Raw genomic sequence first — 22,437 nt, 5'->3', positions numbered from 1 at the left:
GACCATGAAAGTAGTATTACAACGAACAAAAGCATCTTCTGTAAGTGTTGAAGGTGAAGTAATTGGTCAAATTGACGCAGGGTTAACGCTTCTTGTAGGCATAACACATGAAGATACAAGTGAGGACGTTAAGTATATCGTCGATAAAATCATTAACCTACGCATTTTTGAAGATGCAAATGGAAAGATGAACCATTCTTTACTCGATGTTAAGGGACAAGTCTTATCCATTTCTCAATTTACTCTCTATGGCGATTGCAAAAAAGGAAGACGACCTAACTTTATGAATGCAGCTAAACCAGATGTAGCTAAAGAATTATATGATGAGTTTAATCATGAGCTAAGCTCCAAAGGCATTGACGTACAAACCGGCGAATTCGGCGCAATGATGGAAGTCTCCCTCATCAACGACGGCCCAGTAACATTGATTGTAGAGTCGCTAAAAAAGGGGTGAACTTCCCCTTTTTTAGCGACTCGACGCGATGAGCGGAGCCGCCGTAAAGGTCTTAAGCTTTTTGAGTGAACTTCTCAAAAGCGCACGGCGAGAGAAGCCATCGCAAATCTTAAAAAGGGGTGAACTTCCCCTTTTTTAGCGACTCGACGCGATGAGCGGAGCATAAGAACATTTAAGATGACTGGCAGTTTATTTTATGATACTTCGCGTTATTTTATTGAATTTCCTCATCCATGTAAGTTTTTCTCTAAACTTGGTCAAAATAAGAGAAACGACTTTGGAAGGAATGAAGCAAATGCGCTCGAGTATGCGTCAACAAATGCATCATAATCGCCTGCAACCTCTTTTTAACATGGACTATCATAGTTTTGTAGAACGTGAAAATCAACATACAAATCTTGAGCTGGCGAGTGAATTTGGGTTGTCTTTACGGGATGTCAAATTGCTAAAGGATAAAATGAATCGTAATTAAACTATTGACACAACGTGCGAACATTCGTATGATAATAATCAATTAAATGAACTCACAATTCCGAAGAAGAGGCATAGTAGTTAAGGTAGCAGGTAAAAAGAGAGGAAAGGTCGTGGCTGAGAGCCTTCCATATCTGTCTTAATGAATGAACACCTCAGAGGAGTTTTTCTGAACGTAAATACTAGTAGGAAAAGACGTATACAGGCGTTAACTGTTTAAAGAGGAAGCAGTATTGTTGCTTCAATTTAGGGTGGCACCACGGGTATAACTCTCGTCCCTGATGAATTATGTTTCATCAGGGACGAGAGTTTTTTTATTTTTTATATTTGGAGGATGAGAAAATGAGCATTCAAATCCCGCGAGGTACGCAGGATATATTACCTGGAGAAGTAGAGCTTTGGCAATATATTGAGGAAAAAGCAAAGGATGTTTGTCGTAGGTACAATTATCATGAAATACGTACTCCTATTTTTGAACATACTGATTTATTTCAACGTGGAGTTGGAGATACAACCGACATCGTTCAAAAAGAAATGTATACATTTACCGATCGAGGAAATCGTAGTTTAACATTAAGACCAGAGGGAACCGCTGCTGTTGTTAGGTCTTATGTTGAAAAGAAAATATACGGTCAACCAAATCAGCCAACGAAATTATATTACACGGGTCCGATGTTCCGCTATGAGCGACCACAATCAGGTCGTATGCGTCAATTTGTGCAGTTTGGAGTTGAGGCATTAGGAAGCCAAGATCCGGCTATTGATGCAGAAGTGTTAGCTTTAGTTATGAGTCTGTATGAAGAGCTTGGCTTAAAGAATGTCAAGTTAGTACTTAATAGCTTAGGTGATAAAGAGAGCAGAGAAGCTCACAGACAGGCGTTGATTGATCACTTTAAACCGAGTATTCATGAATTTTGTGATGATTGTCAAAGTCGCCTAGAAAAAAATCCACTGCGAATATTAGACTGCAAAAAAGATCGAGAGCACCCATTGATGAAAAACGCTCCTTCGATTCTTGATTATTTAAATGAAGAGTCACGTACATATTTTAGTCAGGTGAAGAACTATTTGGACCAATTAGGAATTGACTATGTAGTCGATCCAACACTCGTACGGGGGCTTGATTATTATTATCACACAGCCTTTGAAATTATGGCTGAAGGAGAAGGGTTTGGAGCTATCACGACTTTGTGTGGAGGAGGACGTTACACAGGGTTAGTAGAAGAAATTGGCGGTCCATCTACTCCAGGAATTGGTTTTGCCTTTAGTATTGAGCGAGTAATTATGGCGTTAAAGGCTCAAGAACAAGCAATCCCATCAGCCCCACAACTAGATTGTTATCTTGTTTCATTAGGTGATGCGGCGAAGGAAAAGACAGTTGAACTACTTTATCAATTAAGAAGTGCTGGCGTTAGCGCGGATAAAGATTACCTTGATAAGAAAATGAAAGCACAATTTAAGGCAGCAGATCGCCTTCAAGCTCGCTTTACCGCGATACTTGGTGATGATGAGCTTTCGCAAGGGAAAATCAATGTAAAAGAGATGGAAACAGGCGAGCAAAGGGAAGTTGAGTTGACCTCATTTATTGACTATATAAAAGAGAAAAAAGTAGGAGGTAAGTAAGATGATCGGGAGAACACATGAGTGTGGAAAGCTTGGTAAGGAGCATGTAGGTGAAACAGTACAATTAAAAGGGTGGGTACAAAGACGTCGTGATTTAGGACAAGTCATCTTTTTAGATGTACGCGATCGTTCAGGTATTGTACAAGTCGTATTTAATCCTGAAGTGAATCAAGAGGCATTAGCGATAGCAGAAAAAATCAGAAATGAATATGTCATAGAGGTTGAAGGCAAGGTCGTGGCTCGTGATCCTAAAACAGTTAATGAAAAAATTGCGACAGGATCAATTGAAGTTCACGTTGAAAAAACGAGCATTCTAAACGCATCAAAGCCACTTCCATTTCAAATTGAAGCTGATACAGACGCTTCAGAAGATGTCCGTTTAAAGTATCGTTATTTGGATCTTCGTCGTCCAGATATGCAAGAGACGTTTAAATTACGTCATCGTACGACGAAACTTATTCGTGATTTCTTAGATACAGAAACGTTCATGGAAATTGAAACTCCAATGTTGACGAAAAGTACACCAGAGGGAGCGCGTGATTATCTTGTGCCAAGCCGCGTTCATCATGGTGAGTTCTATGCATTGCCACAATCACCACAGCTTTTCAAACAATTATTAATGGTTTCTGGGTTTGAGCGTTACTATCAAATTGTCCGTTGTTTCCGTGATGAGGACTTGCGTGCAGATCGTCAACCGGAATTTACACAAGTCGATATTGAAACATCATTTATGGACAAAGAAGATTTACTAGCTATGATGGAGCAAATGATGGCAAAGATCATGAAAGATATCAAAGGAATGGACGTGACCTTGCCATTTCCACGTTTAACTTATGATGAAGCTATGAATCGTTTTGGGTCAGATAAACCAGACCTTCGTTTTGGGATGGAGCTCATTGACCTATCAGAAGTTGTGAAAGATGCCGAGTTCAAAGTGTTCCAGAGTGCTCTTGCTAGTGGGGGAACAGTGAAAGGGTTGAACTTAAAAGGGGGAGCAGATAAGCTGTCACGTAAAGAAATTGATGCTCTTACTGATTATGTGAAACAATATGGAGCAAAAGGCTTAGCATGGCTTAAGGTCGAAGAAGAAGGACTTAAAGGACCCATTGCTAAATTCTTCACTGGTGAGGTTGCTGCTTCATTGCAAGAAGCGCTTGATGCTGAAGTAGGAGATTTACTATTCTTTGGTGCAGATAAGAAGCAAGTAGTATTTGATAGTCTTGGTGCTCTTCGCTTGAAGTTCGGAAAACAATTTGATTTAATTGATCAAAATCAATTTAATTTCCTATGGGTCGTTGATTTCCCACTTGTTGAATACGATGAAGAAGCAAAACGCTATGTTGCCTTGCATCATCCATTCACGAGTCCGGTGAAAGAAGATCTAGAGTTACTAGCTACAGATCCAGCAAGCGTACGTGCCAACGCTTATGACCTCGTCTTAAATGGATATGAGCTCGGTGGCGGTTCGCAGCGTATTTATCAAAGTGATATTCAAGAACAAATGTTTAAAGCGCTTGGTTTTTCTGAAGAAGAAGCACGCGAGCAGTTTGGTTTCTTGCTAGAAGCATTTGAATACGGTACTCCGCCACATGGTGGGATTGCATTAGGACTAGACCGTCTCATTATGTTATTAGCAGGTAGAACGAATTTACGAGATACGATTGCCTTCCCGAAAACAGCAAGTGCAAGTGATTTGTTAACGAATGCACCTGGTGAAGTGAGTGTTGAACAATTAATCGATTTAAATTTATCTATTATTGGGAAAAAGTCTGAAAAGGTAAATGCCTAAGATGTAACCAAAAAAGTAAAATGACTATTTCGGAAAAGGCCATTGAAAAGGTGAAAATGCACTTTTTTTAGCAGCCTCTTATTTCGATGTCTTTATGCATAATCATTATTTGACATATGGGCACAGCTAACGTATAATCACGTTAATTGAATAATACGAACGTTTGATATTTTCAAACTTATCCAGAGTGGTGGAGGGACTGACCCTACGAAGCCCGGCAACCGTTTTGCAATGCCATGCAAAAAAAGGTGCTACTTTCAGCAGAATGAGATTCATTCTGAAAGATAAGTGAAGGCAAAAAAACCTTTCCTTATCAGGAAAGGTTTTTTTATTTTAGAGAGGGGTAGGAATGTATGCTACGAGTAGGTTTAATCGGATTTGGAACGGTTGGCAGCGGTGTGTATGAACGAATTACGAATTCTAAAGATAAATTGAAGCAGCTGTTAGGAAAAGAGGTTGAAATAGCGGCAATTTTAGTGAAAGACCGTCAAAAACAACGTACTGCAGATGTGGATGCTTTTGTGACAACGAGTTGGGAACAATTTTGTAATAAGGCTAACTTTGATATCATTTTTGAAGCCATTGGTGGGATTGAGCCAGCACTCTCATATACAGCAGAATGGTTGGAAAGAGGTGTTCCTGTTGTCACCGCTAATAAAAAGCTTGTCGCAGAAAAGGGGCAAATTCTTGAAGGATTGGCTGACCAGCATTCGACTTATTATGGCTATGAGGCGGCAGTCGCAGGTGGTATTCCCATCATCAATGCTTTAAAGGGGACACTCGCAACGACAGCTATTTCAAGAGTTTCTGGTATTTTAAATGGAACCACAAATTATATGTTAACAGAAATGATTGAACACCACCGGGGCTTTGCTGATGTTTTGTTAGAGGCACAGGAGTTAGGCTATGCTGAGTCAGACCCAACGGATGATCTAGAGGGCTTTGATGCTTGGTATAAAATACGGATTTTAAGTCGTTTATGTTTTGGGAGCTGGCCTTTAGCTAATGAGTTTCCGCGTAAAGGCGTATCTGCTATTAAGGATTGGCATGTTGAAGTAGGTGAGCGTATAGGTTTTAAAATTAAGTTAATTGCGGAGGCTTGGCATGATGGTACTCAAGTAAGAGGTTCTGTGAAACCGGCATTTTTAACACAAACAGAGCAGTTAGCGAGTGTCAGAGGCGTGACAAATGGAATTTCAATTGAAGGTGAATCCATTAACCAGCTTCTTTTTATTGGGCCAGGAGCTGGTAAAGAAGCTACGGCAAATAGTATGGTTGAAGATTTTCTTTTCAATGAGCGTACAAAACATTCAGAAAGAGGATGGGGAGTCGGGTCAGAGGTACAAAATGAACAATTAACACATTCATTTGTCTTCCTCACTCCAGCTGAAAGAGAAACGGCTCTTCAATGGGTGAAGGAAAATCAAATAGCTGTTATGGACACATATTCTCATCATGAAGGAGAAGGGTGGATTATTGAACGAACAGATAGCACTCCGTTTGAAACATATCCCATTTATGGCGATGTCTCAACCCGTAGACGTGTAGAAGCTATTCATTCAGCGCAATTCGGGTCGTTCTGATTTCAATTTTTTATAAGCTGTTACTAGCAAGTTGGCATCCTCTTTTATGTAATAGGTACGAACACCCCGACTTGTATGCAAATATAAAAAGCCCATAGCTCCTTTTTCAGGTTTCTTACGATAAGAAATATCAAAAATAGCGGTAAGAGGGTAGACATCATCTTTCACAGTGAGTTGGTGATCAAACAATTTCATTTCAAATGATGTTTCAATCGTGCGTTTTTCTGTCCAACCAATTTCTTGACGGATTTCTATGCATTTTTGAGTAGCTAGGAGATTCATAATAGTCACCTCTTAAATAAATGGATACAGTTATTAACTGTATCATAATAACAAGGCATTTACCAAATCGAGTGGCGAGTGATTCATAGAACGTAGCCCATCAGACAGCTTCTCAAAAAGAGAAGTTGTTTTTTTGTGAGATCAACTTATTATTTTCGTTAATTGTTTAGATAGAGGTATGTAGTAAATCGTTTTAGGGTAACGTAATAGTTAGTTTAGACTTTTAACAATGGCTATGGTATAGTCAATTCCGATAGATTGTTTGGAGGGAGCAAGGCGAATGTTGCATCAATTTTCTCGAAATGAATTGGCTATAGGCCACGACGGATTAGATCAATTACGGAATAGTACAGTTGCAGTTCTTGGTATTGGAGGAGTCGGTTCTTTTTCCGCTGAAGCATTAGCACGCTCTGGTGTAGGGAGACTTGTGCTTGTGGATAAAGATGATGTCGATATTACGAATGTAAACAGACAAATCCATGCTTTGTTATCAACAGTAGGAAGACAAAAAGTGGAGCTAATGAAAGAGCGTATTCAAGATATTAATCCTGAATGTGAAGTGATCGCACTAAAAATGTTTTATACAGAAGATACATATGAGCAGTTCTTTAGCTATGGTTTAGATTATGTCATTGATGCGAGTGACACGATTAGTTATAAAATTCATCTAATGAAACAATGTCTAGAACGGAAAATCCCGATTATTTCTAGTATGGGAGCAGCAAACAAGATGGACCCAACAAAGTTACGAATCGCGGATATCTCTAAAACCAGTCACGACCCTATTGCTAAAGTCGTTCGTACTCGATTACGAAAAGATGGCATACGAAAAGGAATTGAAGTTGTTTACTCTGATGAACAGCCAATAAAAATTAGAGAAGAGATCCGACAAGAAATCGTGTCAGAAGCAGCTGAAAAAGGAAGCATTCGAAAGGCTAAAATGCCACCTTCGTCAAATGCGTTTGTACCTTCAGTAGCAGGATTGATTATGGCTGGGCACGTTATTACGAATTTGTTAAAAGGAATAGAAATTAACCGATAAGGATAGCAAAAAAAGAGAGCAACGAACAAGGTTAAATCATAATTGCCTTTTTCGTTGCTCTCTTTTCTTTTTTACCTTTAGAACCTTGAAAGGGAATTAAAATGATAAATAAAAGCCAGGCGTTTAGTGTCTGGCTTTTAGATCATTTGGTTGTTACTTCGCTAGCTTTTCTAGGTTTCCGTTTTTATCCATTTTGAATGAGGCAGTTGAAAGGGACTCTTCATCTTCTAGAATGGCCATGCGTCTAGCACGATTCATAATCTGAATAAGAGATTGATAATCCTCTTCAATAATACTATTATCCTGCTTCATCTTCTTTAATTCTCGCTCTAATTCTTGGTTTCTTATTTCAAGCTCTTTGTTTTCTTTTGTAAGCCTGTCATTTTCAAGTTGTAGGGCAGAGGTTTGAGAAGAATTGTGCATCATGCCCTGTAAATAATCAATAACTGATTCTAGTGACATCTCACTATCTAGTGATTGATTTACGCGTTCCATAGTTGGTTGAGGAGCCCACATAGGTCTCATTTGAGGATAATAGGAATACGATGCAGCACGCTTTCTTTCCTTCCGCTCTTTTTTTGCTTCAGCAATTTGCTTCATATATCGGTTACGAACAACGGCATTCCAGCGAAATCCACAAGCGGCAGATGTCCGATTAAGCTCATCACCAACTTCATCAAATGCACGCAGTTGTGTACTTCCTTCTTTAATATGTTTAAGTACAGTTTCAGCTAATAATACATCATCTTCATGGGACCAGGCATCTTGTCTAACTTTCATATTTTATCAACTCCTTGAATAGTTTTTATCTTAGTTGGTACCAATTCTAACCAGATAAAATGATCTTTATACAAGGGTGATAGAAAAAAGAAAAAGATTCTTATATAGTATTAGGCTTTAGCTAACTATAATTAAGTAGATTTAGGTCTTGTTGTGGAATTCATGATTGAGTTAATCTAGAAAGCTATTTTAAAGGATATTTTTATATAAATTCAAAAAGGAGTCTGAAATACTAGATTTACACTAGTTTCAAACTCCTACTTCTTTCATTATTTATTTTTAAGGCGATTGTAGACATCGGCTAATGCTTGCTCAAACTTCCCAGTTCGTTTAGGTTCGTAATACGTTGTACCCTTTAATTTATTTGGCAAGTATTGTTGTTTAACCCAACCGTGATCATAATCATGAGGATATTTATAGTCAATACCACGACCTAATTGCTGTGCTCCTTGATAATGGGCGTCTTTAAGGTGTTTAGGTACATCTCCAATCGTTCCTTTTCGAATATCTGCTAGTGCAGCATCAAGTGCTTTGTAGGCAGAATTTGACTTTGGTGATAAACATAGTTCAATGACGGCATTGGCAAGTGGGATTCTCGCCTCTGGAAAACCGAGACGTTCGGAAGCTTCGATAGCTGATAACGTTCTAGAACCCGCTTGAGGATTTGCTAAGCCGATATCTTCGTAGGCGATAACAAGCAACCTTCTATTAATACTGATTAAATCACCAGCTTCAATTAATCTTGCTAAGTAATGGAGGGCCGCATCAACATCGCTCCCTCTTATTGATTTTTGAAAGGCTGAAAGGACATCATAATGGGCATCACCATCTTTATCATGCTGAAAGCTCTTCTTCTGAATACAGGCTTCAGCTGTTTGTAACGAAATTTTTTTAATTCCAAATTCATTTGGAAAGGTGGATAAAATCGCTAATTCTAACCCGTTTAATGCAGAGCGAACGTCGCCACCACAAGCTTGAGCTAGGTGAGTAATGGCTTCATCACTCATTTCCACTTTTTCCTTCCCATATCCATTTGTTTCATCCGAAAGTGCACGCTGTAATGCTTGTTTAATATTCTCAATGGTTAGCGGTTCAAGTTCGAAAATTTGACAACGGCTTCTGATTGCTGGATTAATAGAATGAAACGGATTAGCCGTTGTTGCCCCAATTAAAATCAAAAGTCCATTTTCAAGATAAGGCAATAAAAAATCTTGCTTTCCTTTATCTAAACGATGAACTTCATCGAGAATTAAGATGAGTTGTCCATGCATTTTCGCTTCTTCAACAGCAATTTCCATATCTTTTTTATTATGAACGACGGCATTTAGCATTTTTGAAGGCGTACCTGTGGAACCTGCTATGCTGCTTGCTATCGATGTTTTTCCAATACCTGGTGGCCCGTAGAGGATCATAGAGGATAACTGGCCTGCATCAACCATCCGTCTTAATAGCTTTCCTTCTCCAATGAGATGCTCCTGACCGATTATATCTTCTATTTTCTGTGGTCTCATACGATAAGCGAGTGGTTGTCTTTTCATGCTATTAGCCTCCCTTCATTCAATCGTATAGTTAGTGTAATAGATCCAAGAGCTAAAAGCCAACTATTCTTACTGGTTTTGATTGCCTGGACACCCTATTTGCATCATTTCATGCTATAATGGCAAAGAATTGAATAGAGAGAAGGGATTTCGCTTGGGAAGAGTAGAACTTAGTAATAATAAGCGTATCTTTTTCATTCGGTGGAGTACGTTTATGTTTGGGTTAATGGTGATGGGCCTTGGTATTGCACTAATGGTTCATGCAGAACTAGGCGGAGCACCTTGGGATGTACTTCATATTGGTCTAACAAATCACTTTGGATTGACCGTTGGTACTTGGTCTATTCTTATGGGATTTGTTGTTTTGAGTCTCACCGCTTTAATAATGAAATCATGGCCACAAATAGGAGCTTTTTTAAATATGTTGTTCCTTGGTCTATTTATTGATTTATTTTTATGGCTTATACCAGTCCCTACGCATATCTTGTTTCAATATGCGATGATGATTACTGGGATTCTCATAATTGGATATGGGATTGGAATATACATTGCTCCAGGATGTGGAGCGGGTCCACGGGATAGTTTAATGCTTGCACTGCAAATAAAAACAGGCTGGAAGGTACAACATGTTAGGGTTTTAATGGAGGTTGTTGTATTGACAATAGGCTGGCTTTTAGGAGGTACCGTTTTTATAGGTACACTCATCTTTTGTTTTGGAATTGGTTCAGTTGTAGGAGTAACATTGCCGCATTGCAAGCGGATATATGATTCTATTTTGAAAAGAGGGAAAAAGGATGAAGATTTCAACGAAGGGTCGTTACGGACTCACTATCATGATGGCATTAGCTAAGCAAGCTGGGGAAGGACCTATTTCACTTAAATCGATTGCGAAAGAGTACGATTTATCAGAGCATTACCTAGAGCAATTAATTGCGCCTCTTAGGAATGCAATGCTTGTTAAAAGTGTCCGAGGTGCATATGGAGGCTATATGTTAGCAAAGGATGCAAAAGAAATAACTGCAGGTGATATTATTCGTGTTTTGGAAGGGCCGATTAGTCCAGTGGAAGTGATGGATAATGAAGAGCCTGCTAAGCGCAACCTATGGATAAAAATACGTGATGCTGTCAAGGATGTACTTGATAACACAACTCTTGAAGACTTAGCAACATATGAGGATTCAGGCGATCAAGAATATTTTATGTTTTATATTTAAAAGGATCATTCCTTTTGGATAGGTATTATAGATAAAGAAGGTGGAAGAAAAGTGGAGATGATTTACGTTGACCACGCAGCAACCTCACCCCTTCATCCAGAAGTACTTGATGCAATGCTACCATATTTTCAGACGCATTTTGGCAATCCTTCAAGCATTCATCAAATTGGAAGACAGGCGAGGCAAGCTATAGATCAAGCACGAAGAACAATTGCACGAGCTCTTCGTATTAATGAACAAACGCTAATTTTCACGAGTGGTGGAACAGAAGCTGATAATATGGCCATCCTTGGCTATTCATTAGAGCATGAAGCCAAAGGTAAGCACATTATTACTTCGAAGATAGAGCATCATGCTGTGTTACATGCTTGTGAGGAGCTTGAAAAACGTGGATTTGAAGTTACATATCTTCCTGTAGATGAAACAGGAAGGGTGAAGCTAAATGATGTACAAGAGGCTTTACGTGATGATACAATTCTCGTTACATTGATGTTTGGCAACAATGAAGTGGGAACCATTCAACCGATTCAAGAAATTGGAGCCCTCTTAAAAGAACATCAAGCTGTCTTTCATACGGATGCCGTACAAGCGTGTGGAATGGTAGAATTAAATCTTTCAGAGCTATCTGTAGACATGTTGTCCATTTCTGCTCACAAAATAAATGGACCTAAAGGAATCGGTTTACTTTATGTAAGAGATGGGTTAAAGCTCAAGCCAATGCTTTTTGGCGGCGAGCAAGAACGGAAGCGAAGAGCTGGAACAGAGAATGTTGCGGCTGTTGTTGGGTTTGCTAAAGCGATGGAACTGGTGGTTCATTCTATTTCCGAGCGGCAAAGTAAATACCAACAATTTGCAAGAACATTAATTGATACTTGGACAGAAGAAGACGTTCATTTTCAAGTGAATGGACATCAGCATGAGCGTTTGCCTCATGTATTAAATATAAGCTTTCCTGGTATGAATGTTGAATCATTATTAATGAATCTTGATTTAGCAGGAATCGCTGCATCAAGTGGCTCAGCTTGTACAGCAGGTTCGATTGAGCCATCTCACGTACTTGTAGCCATGTTTGGTCAAGATCATGAGCGGATACAGTCTTCGGTTCGCTTTAGTTTTGGTCTTGGGAATACACAAGAACAGATTGAGCGTATTGCAGTAGAAACGGCAAAAATTGTAAAGCGGCTAGGACAGCAAGAAGAATTTATCAACTAGGAATGAAGCCAAAGGTGGTGAAAATATGAAGAAACGACCAGAAGATACAAGAGTTGTTGTTGGAATGTCTGGTGGAGTGGATTCATCTGTTACAGCTTTGCTGCTTAAAGAGCAAGGTTATGATGTAATAGGAATATTTATGAAAAACTGGGATGATACAGATGAATCTGGTTTTTGTACGGCAACGGAGGATTATGAAGATGTGATCCAAGTTTGTAATCAAATTGGAATCCCTTACTATGCCGTTAACTTTGAAAAGCAGTATTGGGATAAAGTATTCACATATTTTTTAGAAGAATACAAAGCAGGACGAACGCCAAATCCTGATGTGATGTGCAATAAAGAAATTAAATTTAAAGCCTTCTTAAATCATGCGATGTCACTAGGAGCAGATTATGTGGCAACAGGTCATTATGCCCGAGTAGAGGAACGCGATGGAAAGCACGTACTCTTACGTGGTGTGGATGATAATAAAGACCAAACTTATTTTTTAAATGCACTATCTCAAAAACAATTATCAAAAACGATGTTCCCTATCGGTCATTTGCCGAAAAAAGAAGTGCGTGAGCGTGCTCTAGAGGCTAACCTGGCAACAGCAAAGAAAAAAGATAGTACGGGAATCTGCTTTATTGGGGAGAGAAACTTCAAAGAGTTTTTAAGTGAATTTTTACCAGCTCAACATGGTGAAATGCAAACAGTAGATGGAGAAGTGAAAGGGCAGCATGATGGTTTAATGTATTATACCCTTGGCCAACGCCAAGGCCTTGGTATTGGTGGAGCTGGGGAACCATGGTTTGTTATTGACAAAGATCTTGAGCGAAACGTTTTGATTGTTGGTCAAGGTTTCCATAACGAGGGCCTTTATTCTGAAGGTTTGGATGCAATTGGAATGAACTGGATTTTAGAAGAGCCATCGACTGATGAGGCATTTACTTGTACAGCGAGATTCCGTTATCGTCAAGAAGATCAGAGCGTAACGGTTTATCCGAAAAAGGACGGGACCGCGCGTATTTATTTCCATGACCCTCAACGTGCCGTAACACCTGGACAAGCTGTTGTCTTGTATGATGGGGACATTTGTCTTGGTGGAGGAACAATTGATCATGTAATGAAGAAGTGGGAAAATGCCTAATAGGTATTTTCCTTTTTGAACTGATTTGATAATTAGGAGGAATTTGATGCTTAATGAAAAAGGCATTGCCTATATGAATGAAAAAAAATACGAAGAGGCAGCGCAAGCATTTAATGACGCGATTGAAGAAAATCCAAATGATCCAACTGGGTTTATTAATTTTGGAAATCTATTAGGGTTGCTTGGTGATTACGAGCGCGCATTAACATTTTTTGATAAGGCGATTGGGTTAGATGAACATGCAGCAACTGCTTATTACGGGGCAGGGACCATTTATTACAAGCAAGATCAATTTGAAGAAGCAACAAAGATGTTCAAGAAAGCTCTTATCGAAAAATTGGATGAGTCTGATGTCCATTTTATGCTTGGTATGAGTTATTATCAACTAGGTGCACTCCCTCATGCTTTAGCTTCTTTTAAAAGGGCGGTAGAACTTCAACCAAAAGACGTTGACGGGTTATTTCAATATGGATTATGCTTAGCTCAATTAGAATATATTGATGAATCGATAAAGCAGTTTGAACAGGTTATTGAATTAGCTGATAATCATGCTGATGCTTTCTTTAATTTAGGTGTAGCCTATGCCTATAAAGAACGGGCAACGGATGCGTTAACAGCATTTGAAAAAGCACTCGAAATTCAACCAGATCATGCATTAGCTGCAAATGGAAAGAAAACGATCGAACAAGCCATCAAGTAAGGGTGATGACATGTGAAAGAAGAGACAATCTTGCCTGAAGAAGAAAAGACCATTGAGCGTGGTTTTATAAAAGGGACAGTAAGCCACATTGTGTTTCGAAATGAGGAGAATTTTTATACTGTAGCTCTTATTCATGTTCAACAAACAAATGAAGAACTAAAGGATAAAAAGGTGACGGTTGTCGGGACTCTTCCTAAATTAGAGCAAGATGAAACTTTTTTGTTTTTTGGTCGGGTAATGAATCACCCTAAGTTCGGTGTTCAATATCAAGTTGAACAATTCAGAAGAGACTTACCTCAGACTAAGCATGGCATTGTTCAATATTTATCAAGTGGGCGTTTTCCAGGGATAGGAATTAAGACCGCTGAAACCATAGTGGAAGTACTTGGAGAGCGGGCGATTACAAGAATTGTGGAAGACCGTTCAGTGTTATCGGACGTTCCCAAATTATCCAAAGAAAAAGCAGATTCTTTATATGAACAGTTAGTGGATCAGCAGGGTGTAGAACAAGTGTTAATGACTTTGTCTAAGCACGGGTTTGGTGTAGAGCTTTCAATGAAGGTGTATCAAGCATATGGTTTGCAAGCTCTTGATATTATTCAAACCAATCCTTATCAATTAATTGCTGATGTAGAAGGGATAGGGTTTAGAAGGGCAGATTTACTAGGTGCAGCGATCGGTATTACAGGAAAACATCCAGACCGCATTCGAGCAGGCTGTTTGTATTTGCTTCAGGAACTATGTCTCCAAGAAGGGCATGTGTTTCTTTCCAAAGATATCCTTGTTCCGCATGTCATTTCCTTGTTATCATCTTATGAATGTAAACTTGACGTTTCCGAAGTAGAAGAACAGCTTCTTCTTATGCAAGAAGAGGATGAAATATGTACAGAAGAAAATCGAGTGTATATAAAGTCGCTCTTTTTTGCTGAAAAAGGGATTGTGACTAATGTTCAGCGCTTATTAAGCCAGGAGGTCGAGGAAGAGTTTCCTGAAGCAGAATTTTTAAAAGCGTTGGGACTATTAGAAGAAGAACAAAAATTAGAATATGCTCCGTCACAAAAAGAAGCGATCCAAATGGCTTTGTCGTCTCCACTAATGATTTTAACGGGTGGACCAGGGACAGGAAAAACGACTGTAATAAAAGGAATTGTTGAACTTTATGCGCGTTTGCATGGCCTGCCTCTAGATGAAAAAGCCTATACAAAGAGCAATCCTTTTCCTATTCTTCTGGTTGCGCCAACAGGAAGAGCGGCTAAAAGAATGAGCGAAGCGACAGAACTACCTGCGACTACGATCCATCGACTCCTCGGTTGGAAAGGTGGAAGTGGCGGATTTGAAAAAGGGGATCATGAACAACTTGAGGGCGAACTTCTCATTGTCGATGAAAGTTCCATGGTGGATATTTGGTTAATGAATCAGCTGTTAAAAGCCGTACCACGAGGAATGCAGGTTGTTTTAGTAGGTGATCAAGATCAATTGCCATCTGTTGGCCCAGGACAAGTGTTGCGTGATTTCCTAGAATCAACGATGATTCCGACGGTTCCTTTAGTCGATATTTATCGCCAGGCGGAAGGTTCGTCTATTATCGATCTAGCTCATGCGATGAAAAAAGGAGAAATGCCAGCTAATTTGCCTGAGCCTCAATCCGATCGACGTTTTTTTCCATGCCAAGTGGACCATGTTCAGCAAGTGGTGTCTCAAATATGTGAAAATGCCATGAAAAAAGGGTATACAGCCAAAGAGATTCAAGTCTTAGCTCCCATGTATAAAGGAAGTGCAGGGATAACAGAATTAAATGTCATGCTCCAAAACTTATTTAATCCGAAAACAGAGCAAAGAAGAGAAATTGGCTTTGGGGATGTGGCATACCGGACTGGTGATATTGTGTTGCAACTAGTGAACAATCCAGATGAAAACGTTTATAATGGCGATCGAGGGGAAATTGTAGCGATATTCTACGCGAAAGAGAATCAAGAACGCCAGGATCAATTAGTGATTTCATTTGATGGGACCGAAGTCGTTTATTTAAAAAAAGATTTGAATCAAATCACCCATGCGTATTGTTGTTCGATCCATAAGGCACAAGGAAGTGAGTTTCCGATCGTTGTAATGCCTGTCGTTAGAAATTATGCAAGGATGTTAAGACGTAATTTGCTCTATACTGGCATCACAAGAGCGAAACAATTCTTGCTCTTATGTGGGGACTTAAAAGCAATGCATACGGCTGTTACGCAAAAAGATGAAATGAATCGAAATTCAATGCTTCAAGAAAAATTACAGCAACTGCCTGAAACAAGTGGCAGAAAATATCCAACATAATTAAGAAAAAATCGCCACACACTAAGTTTGTTCGGAAAGGTGGCGATTTTTTTGCGTACTTTTTCAACAGTTGAAGGATTACCCGTCCTTTCACTTTCTACAGGAAAAGAATGCGGGCATGTTTTGGATTTGCTTTATGAAAATGGTGTAGTTACTGGGTTTCTTGTTGACCCAAAAGGGTGGTTTACAAAACAATTATTTTTACCAGTAGAAAACATATCTAATATTGGAAACGATGGTGTCATGGTAAAAGACTACCAAGCCTTGCAACTTCTTTCTAAAAAAGAAAAACAAGCCTTTCATTTGAAACATGGCAAGAACCGTCTTCATGGGACCGCATTACTAACAGCAGAAGGGGAAAAGCTAGGGCTGCTTGAGGACGTATATTTCTTGGAAGAAGTGGGCACGATTGTAGGGTATGAAGTTACAGAAGGGTTGGTAGCTGACTTAGTGGAGGGGCGAAGAGTTGTCAAAAGTGACTCTAAGCTAACGATTGCTGGGGGACGAGCTATCCTAAACGAATAAAAACAACTGTAAAGGATAAAACATTTTTTTCAGTACCTGATTAATAGGACTTGGCTTTACACGGTGGTTTGACCTGCTATGGAAAAATTGTTCATAGCAGGTCAAATAAACATCTGTATGGGTCTTCGGATAATACTGAAAAAGATGAACTCCTATTTTTGTATCTCTAGAATAGAAGGGAGTTTTTTTACCATGCATTGTCCAAATTGTAAAAGCAAAGATATCGGAAAGATTGGTACGAATCAATATTATTGCTGGAATTGTTTTGTCGAGATGAGCTTATTAAAAGGGAGATTATCAATGCATCAAGTAGAAGAAGATGGTTCTTTAAGCTCATTGGATGATTTGTTTGAAGACGAAGACCTTCAAATTGGAATGTAGCAGTGGGTATATCGTAAATAATAAGATAAGGAGGGTTGTACTTCAACGTTTAGGTGATGTAGACTCTCTTTTTTTATGGATTCACATTGTATGGATATAAAGTGGATGCACAAGATAAGGTTGGGGGTGTATACGATGGAATACGAAAAGAAGTGGTTGTACCGACTAGTTTTCACGTTGCTTACACTGCTAATCATTTATATGTTCGTTCAATTAGCACCAATATTATCTCCTGTTGGAGCCATGTTTAGAGCACTCGCTTTACCTGTTGGGATTGCTGTGTTGCTTACATATTTGCTGCACCCGCTAGTTGAGCGGATGCATGATTCTGGCCTGTCTCGCCCGATTGCTGTGTTAATTATTTTCTTTTTAATTGTATTTATTTTAGGTTTTTTAATCACGATCGGTCTTCCATCTTTCATCAAACAAATTCAGCATGCTTTTGAAACAATACCAGCACAAATTCGTGAGTTAGAAAGAGAAACAGAGAGACTGCAACGTTACATTAGTACTCTTCCTGCTCCATTACAAGCTCAAACACAAGAGTGGAGAGTACAGCTCGTTCAAATGGGAGAAAGTGCGTTTGATCAGATTGAAAGTGCAGCTCTTTTTCTGATTAAATCCATGTTTTCTTTTATTGTTATCCCTTTTCTTGTTTTCTTTTTCTTAAAGGATCACGATTTAATTCGACGTATATCTTGGTATATCACGCCTAGAAATTGGCGTGATTCATTGAAAAAATACATTAAAGATGTAGATCACACATTTGGAAGTTATATTCGTGGACAGTTGTTAGTGTCGTTATCTGTTTTTATTATTTCAACGATAGGTTTATGGTTGCTTGGAGTTCCTTACCCCATTTTATTAGGATTGTTTATGGGGGCAATGGATTTGATTCCTTACTTTGGCCCATTTATCGGGGCTGTGCCAGCTGTTATTATTGCTTTTTTGCAATCTTGGCAGTTAGGGGTTGCAACGGTCGTATTAATCTTTGTTATTCAGCAAATTGAAGGAAACATCCTTTCTCCTGTCATCGTAGGGAAGACACTTCATCTTCATCCTGCGTTAATTATCCTAGCATTATTAGTCGGGGTAGAAGTAGGTGGCTTTCTCGGAATGTTAATTGCCGTACCTATTTTAGCAATTGGGAAAGTTACCATGCTTCATATACGTTTTCATTTTATGAAAGATTGACAATTTGAAGGTGGATTTCTATAATAGAAGGGCATAATGAGGTTACAACTTGGATAACAAGATTTTAATTTAATCATAAAGCGTTGAAGGAACGAGTAGAAAGCAGACCACTCCAAAGAGAGGTGTACCTTGGCTGAAAGTACACTGTGTGAAGGGCTTTTGAAAGCTACTCCTGAGTGCAGATAATCTCTGACGTTAAGCCGCGTTAAGGTGTTTAAGTGATAGACAATAGCTGTCTATAATTAGGGTGGTACCGCGTGATAAACTCTCGTCCCTTTTAGGGATTGGGGTTTTTTTATTTGTTTAAAAAACCATTTACATATTAAGGAGAGACCAAAATGAAAAACCTAACATCAGCTCAAGTTAGACAAATGTTTTTAGACTTTTTTCAAGAAAAAGGCCATGACATTGAACCAAGTGCATCTTTAGTTCCGCATGAAGATCCTTCCTTGCTTTGGATTAATAGTGGTGTAGCAACATTAAAGAAATACTTTGATGGCCGAGTCATCCCTGAGAATCCACGAATTACAAATGCTCAAAAATCAATTCGTACGAATGATATTGAAAATGTTGGAAAGACTGCACGACACCACACGTTCTTTGAAATGCTTGGAAACTTTTCTATTGGTGATTATTTTAAAGAAGAAGCAATTGAGTGGGCATGGGAATTTTTAACGAGTGAAAAGTGGGTAGGCTTTGATTCGGAAAAACTATCTGTAACGGTTCATCCTGAGGATAATGAAGCTTATGATTATTGGAAAGAAAAAATCGGAGTTCCAGAAGAACGTATTATTCGTCTTGAAGGGAATTTCTGGGATATTGGTGAAGGACCAAGTGGCCCGAATACAGAAATTTTCTATGATCGTGGACCAAGTTACGGAAATGATGAAACAGATCCTGAACTTTATCCTGGTGGAGAAAATGAACGCTACTTAGAAGTATGGAACCTTGTCTTCTCTCAATTTAATCACAACCCAGATGGAAGCTATACACCACTTCCAAAGAAAAACATTGATACGGGGATGGGTCTTGAGCGTATGGTTTCTGTTATTCAAGATACGCCTACAAACTTTGAAACAGATTTATTTCTACCGATCATAAAAGCAACAGAAGAAATGTCAGGTTTGAAGTACGGGGAAGATAATGAAACGGATGTTGCATTTAAAGTAATAGCTGACCACGTACGGACGGTTACATTTGCTGTCACGGATGGAGCTCTTCCTTCAAATGAAGGTCGTGGCTATGTATTGAGAAGATTATTACGTCGAGCGGTTCGTTATGCAAAACTAATTTCAATTCACAGACCATTTATGTATGAGCTAGTGCCTGTTGTTGGGGAAATTATGGAAGACTTCTACCCTGAAGTAAAAGAGAAAACTGAATTTGTTCAAAAAGTCATGAAAAATGAAGAGGAACGCTTCCATGAAACATTAAACGAAGGGTTGTCTATTCTTGAGAAAGTTCTAAATGATGCAGAGCTCTCACAAAAGAAAATAATTGATGGAGCAGATGTGTTCCGCTTATATGATACGTATGGTTTTCCGGTAGATTTAACAGAAGAATATGTCCAAGAAAAAGGCTTAGAAATTGATCGTGAAGGCTTTGAAAGAGAAATGGAAGGCCAACGTGAGCGTGCTCGTTCAGCTCGTCAAGAATCCGGCTCCATGCAAATTCAAGATGAAGTGCTTGGACAAATCACAACCGAAAGCACATTCGTTGGTTATGATGCTCTTAAAACAGAGTCGAAAGTGGAAGAAATTATTTTTGAAAAAGAACTAACGGACATCGTTTCTGCTGGTAATACAGCACAAGTCATTTTGAATGAAACACCATTTTACGCTGAAAGTGGTGGACAAGTAGCTGATACAGGAACAATTCGTGGTGAGAACCTTCTTGCAGAGGTAACGGCTGTAACAAAAGCACCAAATGGCCAACACCTTCATACCGTTTTAGTAAAAGAGGGCGTACTTGAAAAGAGTGCAAATGTCATTTGTGTCGTTGAAGAAACAGAAAGAATTTCCATTGTGAAAAACCATACGGCTACTCATTTATTACACCAAGCTTTAAAAGACGTTCTTGGTGCACATGTTAACCAGGCTGGGTCGTTAGTGTCTGAAGAACGCTTGCGCTTTGATTTCTCACACTTCGGTCAAGTAACACCTGAAGAGATGACAAAAGTGGAGGAAATCGTAAATGAGCAAATTTGGAATGCTCTGTCTGTTGACATTTCTTTGAAGAAATTAGACGAAGCAAAAGAAATGGGAGCGATGGCTCTTTTCGGCGAAAAATATGGTGAAACAGTTCGAGTTGTTAAAGTAGGAGATTACAGCTTAGAGCTTTGTGGTGGTTGTCATGTTCGTAATACTGCTGAAATTGGTTTATTTAAGTTAGTTTCCGAATCAGGAATTGGTGCCGGGATACGCCGTATTGAGGCAGTTACCGGGAAGGGTGCCTATGAACATATGAATGGTCAAATCCAGTTATTAAAGGATGTTGCAGCGAACTTAAAAGTAAAACGAGTACAGGATGTTCCTGCTAGAGTGGATGCAACACAGCAACAAATTCGTGATTTACAACGAGAAAATGAATCATTAACAGCAAAATTGGGTAATATGGAAGCTGGGAATCTTGTTAATGAAGCCAACGAAATCAACGGGGTGACTGTTTTAGCAAAGAAAGTGGATGCAGCAGATATGGACGGATTACGTGGAATTGTGGACACGTTAAAACAAGACTTGCCATCTGGAATCATTGTTTTAGGTGCGGTATCTGGCGAGAAGGTGAACATTGTGGCTGGTGTAACAAAAGATCTGCTTGATAAAGGGTTCCATGCTGGAAAATTAGTGAAAGAAGTGGCAACACGTTGCGGTGGTGGCGGTGGTGGCCGTCCAGATATGGCGCAAGCAGGCGGGAAAAATCCAGCGCAACTTGAGTCGGCTTTAGCATTTGTAGAAGAATATGTAAATACAATTTCCTAATTGTTCTTTAATGGTGTACAATGGAAATAGACAAGCTAACAGACAAGATAGTGTGAAGAATTTTGTCTGATTGCAATGAATGAAAGAGGTGTTTGTGATGAGCTCTATGGACAAAACGATGCAATTTAATTTTCATGATGACACGGTTGATGTTGATGTCCAAGAGGTGCTCCTTTCTGTATATGAGTCACTAGAGGAGAAAGGCTATAACCCCATTAACCAAATTGTTGGCTATTTACTTTCAGGAGATCCTGCGTATATTCCGCGTCACAAAGACGCGCGGACACTCATTCGTAAGCTAGAACGTGATGAACTAATTGAAGAGTTAGTGAAATCCTATTTATCACAGCACCGTAAGGAGAATGGATGAGAGTACTCGGATTAGATGTTGGAACAAAAACAATAGGCGTCGCTTTAAGTGATGAGCTGGGATGGACTGCACAAGGGTTAACGACCCTTAGACGTGAAGAAGGTGAAGAAGACAAAGATTTTCAAGCCATTGCCAACCTGGTTGAAGAACATGGAGTCGACACAATTGTAATCGGATTGCCGAAAAATATGAACGGGTCGATTGGCCCAAGTGGTGAGCGAAGTCAATTGTTTGCTGATACATTAAGTAATCATGTTTCGTGCACGATAAAGATGTGGGATGAACGTTTAACGACAGTGGCTGCAGAAAAAATGCTCATCTCAGCAGATGTAAGTCGTAAAAAAAGAAAGCAAGTCATTGATAAAATGGCTGCGGTCATGATCCTACAAGGGTATCTTGACCATAAAGGTTAAAAAAGTAACTAATTTTAAGAGGTGCAAACAAAATGACTGAACAAGAAAAAGAACGTATTGTAATCCCTGATGAAAATGGGGACGAGCATCTTTTTGATGAATTATTCCGATTCCATGTGGATGCAACAGAGAAGTCATATATTTTAGTGACACCAGTTGGTGCAGAGGAAGACGATGAAGAAGAAGTTGAGGTTTTTGCTTTCCGTTATGAAGATCGTGAAGGGGAAGAAGACGATATCGCTCTTTTCCCAGTTGAAACAGACGAAGAGTGGGAAATGGTTGAAGAAATGTTAAATACATTCCAGCCGGAAGATGAGGAATAAAAAACGATTTTCCTTAGGAAAAAGCAGTACCCAAACCAGTGTACATTCGAAAAAAAGCAGTACCCAAAACCAGTGTACATTCGAAAAAAAGCAGTACCCAAAACCAGGGTACTT

At 39.2% G+C, this 22,437-nt stretch carries 22 protein-coding genes, 1 riboswitch and 2 other annotated features; of the genes, 19 read left to right on the top strand and 3 right to left on the bottom strand.

All coding sequences use genetic code 11. The annotated features are described in order from the left end of the window. Positions 1-4: 4 nt before the first annotated feature. The 5 genes from dtd to LQ50_RS01385 all read left to right on the top strand — a co-directional run bounded on the left by dtd (position 5) and on the right by LQ50_RS01385 (position 5,920). Positions 5-454: a D-aminoacyl-tRNA deacylase gene (gene dtd, locus LQ50_RS01405; RefSeq protein WP_034625214.1), complete on the top strand. Its 450-nt coding sequence runs from the start codon at positions 5-7 to the stop codon at positions 452-454. A gap of 295 nt (positions 455-749) precedes the next feature. Next, entirely contained in the window at positions 750-926 is a 177-nt protein-coding gene (locus LQ50_RS25640) for a hypothetical protein (RefSeq protein WP_202595330.1), read from the top strand. 54 nt (positions 927-980) lie between these two features. Further along, positions 981-1,208, top strand: a binding site (T-box leader). 59 nt (positions 1,209-1,267) lie between these two features. Further along, positions 1,268-2,548, top strand: coding sequence for a histidine--tRNA ligase (hisS, locus tag LQ50_RS01395; protein WP_034625212.1), 1,281 nt, complete (start codon positions 1,268-1,270; stop codon positions 2,546-2,548). Between the two features lies 1 nt (position 2,549). Continuing rightward, positions 2,550-4,337, top strand: a complete 1,788-nt coding sequence (aspS, locus tag LQ50_RS01390; RefSeq protein ID WP_034625211.1) for an aspartate--tRNA ligase — start codon at positions 2,550-2,552, stop codon at positions 4,335-4,337. Positions 4,338-4,512: 175 nt separating this feature from the next. Further along, positions 4,513-4,628: riboswitch (SAM riboswitch) on the top strand. A gap of 62 nt (positions 4,629-4,690) precedes the next feature. Beyond that, the gene (locus tag LQ50_RS01385) at positions 4,691-5,920 is read left to right on the top strand and encodes a homoserine dehydrogenase (protein ID WP_034625210.1); all 1,230 of its coding nucleotides are present in this window, start codon (positions 4,691-4,693) and stop codon (positions 5,918-5,920) included. Here LQ50_RS01385 and LQ50_RS01380 read toward each other — a convergent pair. Further along, a complete protein-coding gene (locus tag LQ50_RS01380; RefSeq protein ID WP_034625209.1) occupies positions 5,897-6,202 on the bottom strand; it encodes a hypothetical protein in 306 nt (101 codons plus the stop codon). The two genes, LQ50_RS01385 and LQ50_RS01380, sit on opposite strands and share 24 nt — an antisense overlap. A gap of 280 nt (positions 6,203-6,482) precedes the next feature. Between LQ50_RS01380 and LQ50_RS01375 the strand changes: the two genes are divergently transcribed. Further along, entirely contained in the window at positions 6,483-7,244 is a 762-nt protein-coding gene (locus LQ50_RS01375; RefSeq protein WP_034625207.1) for a tRNA threonylcarbamoyladenosine dehydratase, read from the top strand. A 153-nt stretch (positions 7,245-7,397) separates the two neighbouring features. On the opposite strand, the gene LQ50_RS01370 is transcribed toward LQ50_RS01375, so the two are convergent. Beyond that, positions 7,398-8,024, bottom strand: a complete 627-nt coding sequence (locus tag LQ50_RS01370; protein WP_034625205.1) for an RsfA family transcriptional regulator — start codon at positions 8,022-8,024, stop codon at positions 7,398-7,400. Between the two features lie 269 nt (positions 8,025-8,293). Then, on the bottom strand, positions 8,294-9,562 hold the full coding sequence (locus tag LQ50_RS01365) for a replication-associated recombination protein A (protein WP_034625204.1): 1,269 nt from the start codon (positions 9,560-9,562) through the stop codon (positions 8,294-8,296). A 154-nt stretch (positions 9,563-9,716) separates the two neighbouring features. On the opposite strand from LQ50_RS01365, the gene LQ50_RS01360 reads away from it, so the two are divergent. The 13 genes from LQ50_RS01360 to LQ50_RS01300 all read left to right on the top strand — a co-directional run bounded on the left by LQ50_RS01360 (position 9,717) and on the right by LQ50_RS01300 (position 22,323). Further along, positions 9,717-10,412, top strand: coding sequence for a YczE/YyaS/YitT family protein (locus LQ50_RS01360; protein WP_308417906.1), 696 nt, complete (start codon positions 9,717-9,719; stop codon positions 10,410-10,412). Further along, positions 10,357-10,776 (top strand): cysteine metabolism transcriptional regulator CymR, encoded by a 420-nt coding sequence (gene cymR, locus LQ50_RS01355; protein ID WP_034625202.1) that lies wholly within the window; start codon positions 10,357-10,359, stop codon positions 10,774-10,776. The genes LQ50_RS01360 and cymR overlap by 56 nt, the downstream gene beginning before the upstream one ends. A 51-nt stretch (positions 10,777-10,827) precedes the next feature. Then, a complete protein-coding gene (locus tag LQ50_RS01350) occupies positions 10,828-11,988 on the top strand; it encodes a cysteine desulfurase family protein (protein ID WP_034625200.1) in 1,161 nt (386 codons plus the stop codon). A gap of 25 nt (positions 11,989-12,013) precedes the next feature. After that, positions 12,014-13,120, top strand: coding sequence for a tRNA 2-thiouridine(34) synthase MnmA (gene mnmA / locus LQ50_RS01345; RefSeq protein ID WP_034625198.1), 1,107 nt, complete (start codon positions 12,014-12,016; stop codon positions 13,118-13,120). A gap of 46 nt (positions 13,121-13,166) precedes the next feature. Next, positions 13,167-13,820, top strand: a complete 654-nt coding sequence (locus tag LQ50_RS01340; RefSeq protein WP_034625196.1) for a tetratricopeptide repeat protein — start codon at positions 13,167-13,169, stop codon at positions 13,818-13,820. A 12-nt stretch (positions 13,821-13,832) separates the two neighbouring features. Beyond that, positions 13,833-16,139 carry an SF1B family DNA helicase RecD2 gene (gene recD2 / locus LQ50_RS01335; RefSeq protein ID WP_052144513.1) on the top strand — a complete coding sequence of 769 codons (2,307 nt, stop codon included), beginning with the start codon at positions 13,833-13,835 and terminating at the stop codon, positions 16,137-16,139. 51 nt (positions 16,140-16,190) lie between these two features. After that, complete coding sequence (locus tag LQ50_RS01330; RefSeq protein ID WP_034625193.1) at positions 16,191-16,664, top strand: PRC-barrel domain-containing protein; 474 nt, start codon at positions 16,191-16,193, stop codon at positions 16,662-16,664. 192 nt (positions 16,665-16,856) lie between these two features. Further along, positions 16,857-17,045, top strand: coding sequence for a YrzR-like zinc ribbon domain (locus LQ50_RS01325; protein ID WP_034625190.1), 189 nt, complete (start codon positions 16,857-16,859; stop codon positions 17,043-17,045). Positions 17,046-17,180: 135 nt separating this feature from the next. Next, complete coding sequence (locus LQ50_RS01320) at positions 17,181-18,239, top strand: AI-2E family transporter (RefSeq protein WP_034625188.1); 1,059 nt, start codon at positions 17,181-17,183, stop codon at positions 18,237-18,239. Between the two features lie 74 nt (positions 18,240-18,313). Next, positions 18,314-18,518 (top strand) — a binding site (T-box leader). Positions 18,519-18,577: 59 nt separating this feature from the next. After that, the gene (alaS, locus tag LQ50_RS01315) at positions 18,578-21,217 is read left to right on the top strand and encodes an alanine--tRNA ligase (RefSeq protein ID WP_034625186.1); all 2,640 of its coding nucleotides are present in this window, start codon (positions 18,578-18,580) and stop codon (positions 21,215-21,217) included. Between the two features lie 97 nt (positions 21,218-21,314). Continuing rightward, the gene (locus LQ50_RS01310; RefSeq protein WP_034625184.1) at positions 21,315-21,587 is read left to right on the top strand and encodes an IreB family regulatory phosphoprotein; all 273 of its coding nucleotides are present in this window, start codon (positions 21,315-21,317) and stop codon (positions 21,585-21,587) included. Then, complete coding sequence (gene ruvX, locus LQ50_RS01305; RefSeq protein ID WP_034625180.1) at positions 21,584-22,000, top strand: Holliday junction resolvase RuvX; 417 nt, start codon at positions 21,584-21,586, stop codon at positions 21,998-22,000. Before LQ50_RS01310 ends, ruvX begins: the two co-directional genes overlap by 4 nt. A 32-nt stretch (positions 22,001-22,032) precedes the next feature. Next, positions 22,033-22,323, top strand: coding sequence for a DUF1292 domain-containing protein (locus LQ50_RS01300; RefSeq protein WP_034625179.1), 291 nt, complete (start codon positions 22,033-22,035; stop codon positions 22,321-22,323). Positions 22,324-22,437 lie beyond the last annotated feature (114 nt).

The sequence above is a fragment of the Halalkalibacter okhensis genome (assembly GCF_000787375.1).
Classification (GTDB): domain Bacteria; phylum Bacillota; class Bacilli; order Bacillales; family Bacillaceae_D; genus Halalkalibacter; species Halalkalibacter okhensis.
This window is presented reverse-complemented; position numbering and strand designations above follow the sequence as displayed.

Bases quoted from the DNA above. Each gene is read 5' to 3' on its own strand.
- dtd (WP_034625214.1), top strand. From the start codon at position 5: ATGAAAGTAGTATTACAACGAACAAAAGCATCTTCTGTAAGTGTTGAA.
- LQ50_RS25640 (WP_202595330.1), top strand. From the start codon at position 750: ATGCGCTCGAGTATGCGTCAACAAATGCATCATAATCGCCTGCAACCT.
- hisS (WP_034625212.1), top strand. From the start codon at position 1,268: ATGAGCATTCAAATCCCGCGAGGTACGCAGGATATATTACCTGGAGAA.
- aspS (WP_034625211.1), top strand. From the start codon at position 2,550: ATGATCGGGAGAACACATGAGTGTGGAAAGCTTGGTAAGGAGCATGTA.
- LQ50_RS01385 (WP_034625210.1), top strand. From the start codon at position 4,691: ATGCTACGAGTAGGTTTAATCGGATTTGGAACGGTTGGCAGCGGTGTG.
- LQ50_RS01380 (WP_034625209.1), bottom strand. From the start codon at position 6,202: ATGAATCTCCTAGCTACTCAAAAATGCATAGAAATCCGTCAAGAAATT.
- LQ50_RS01375 (WP_034625207.1), top strand. From the start codon at position 6,483: ATGTTGCATCAATTTTCTCGAAATGAATTGGCTATAGGCCACGACGGA.
- LQ50_RS01370 (WP_034625205.1), bottom strand. From the start codon at position 8,024: ATGAAAGTTAGACAAGATGCCTGGTCCCATGAAGATGATGTATTATTA.
- LQ50_RS01365 (WP_034625204.1), bottom strand. From the start codon at position 9,562: ATGAAAAGACAACCACTCGCTTATCGTATGAGACCACAGAAAATAGAA.
- cymR (WP_034625202.1), top strand. From the start codon at position 10,357: ATGAAGATTTCAACGAAGGGTCGTTACGGACTCACTATCATGATGGCA.
- mnmA (WP_034625198.1), top strand. From the start codon at position 12,014: ATGAAGAAACGACCAGAAGATACAAGAGTTGTTGTTGGAATGTCTGGT.
- LQ50_RS01340 (WP_034625196.1), top strand. From the start codon at position 13,167: ATGCTTAATGAAAAAGGCATTGCCTATATGAATGAAAAAAAATACGAA.
- LQ50_RS01325 (WP_034625190.1), top strand. From the start codon at position 16,857: ATGCATTGTCCAAATTGTAAAAGCAAAGATATCGGAAAGATTGGTACG.
- LQ50_RS01320 (WP_034625188.1), top strand. From the start codon at position 17,181: ATGGAATACGAAAAGAAGTGGTTGTACCGACTAGTTTTCACGTTGCTT.
- alaS (WP_034625186.1), top strand. From the start codon at position 18,578: ATGAAAAACCTAACATCAGCTCAAGTTAGACAAATGTTTTTAGACTTT.
- LQ50_RS01310 (WP_034625184.1), top strand. From the start codon at position 21,315: ATGAGCTCTATGGACAAAACGATGCAATTTAATTTTCATGATGACACG.
- ruvX (WP_034625180.1), top strand. From the start codon at position 21,584: ATGAGAGTACTCGGATTAGATGTTGGAACAAAAACAATAGGCGTCGCT.
- LQ50_RS01300 (WP_034625179.1), top strand. From the start codon at position 22,033: ATGACTGAACAAGAAAAAGAACGTATTGTAATCCCTGATGAAAATGGG.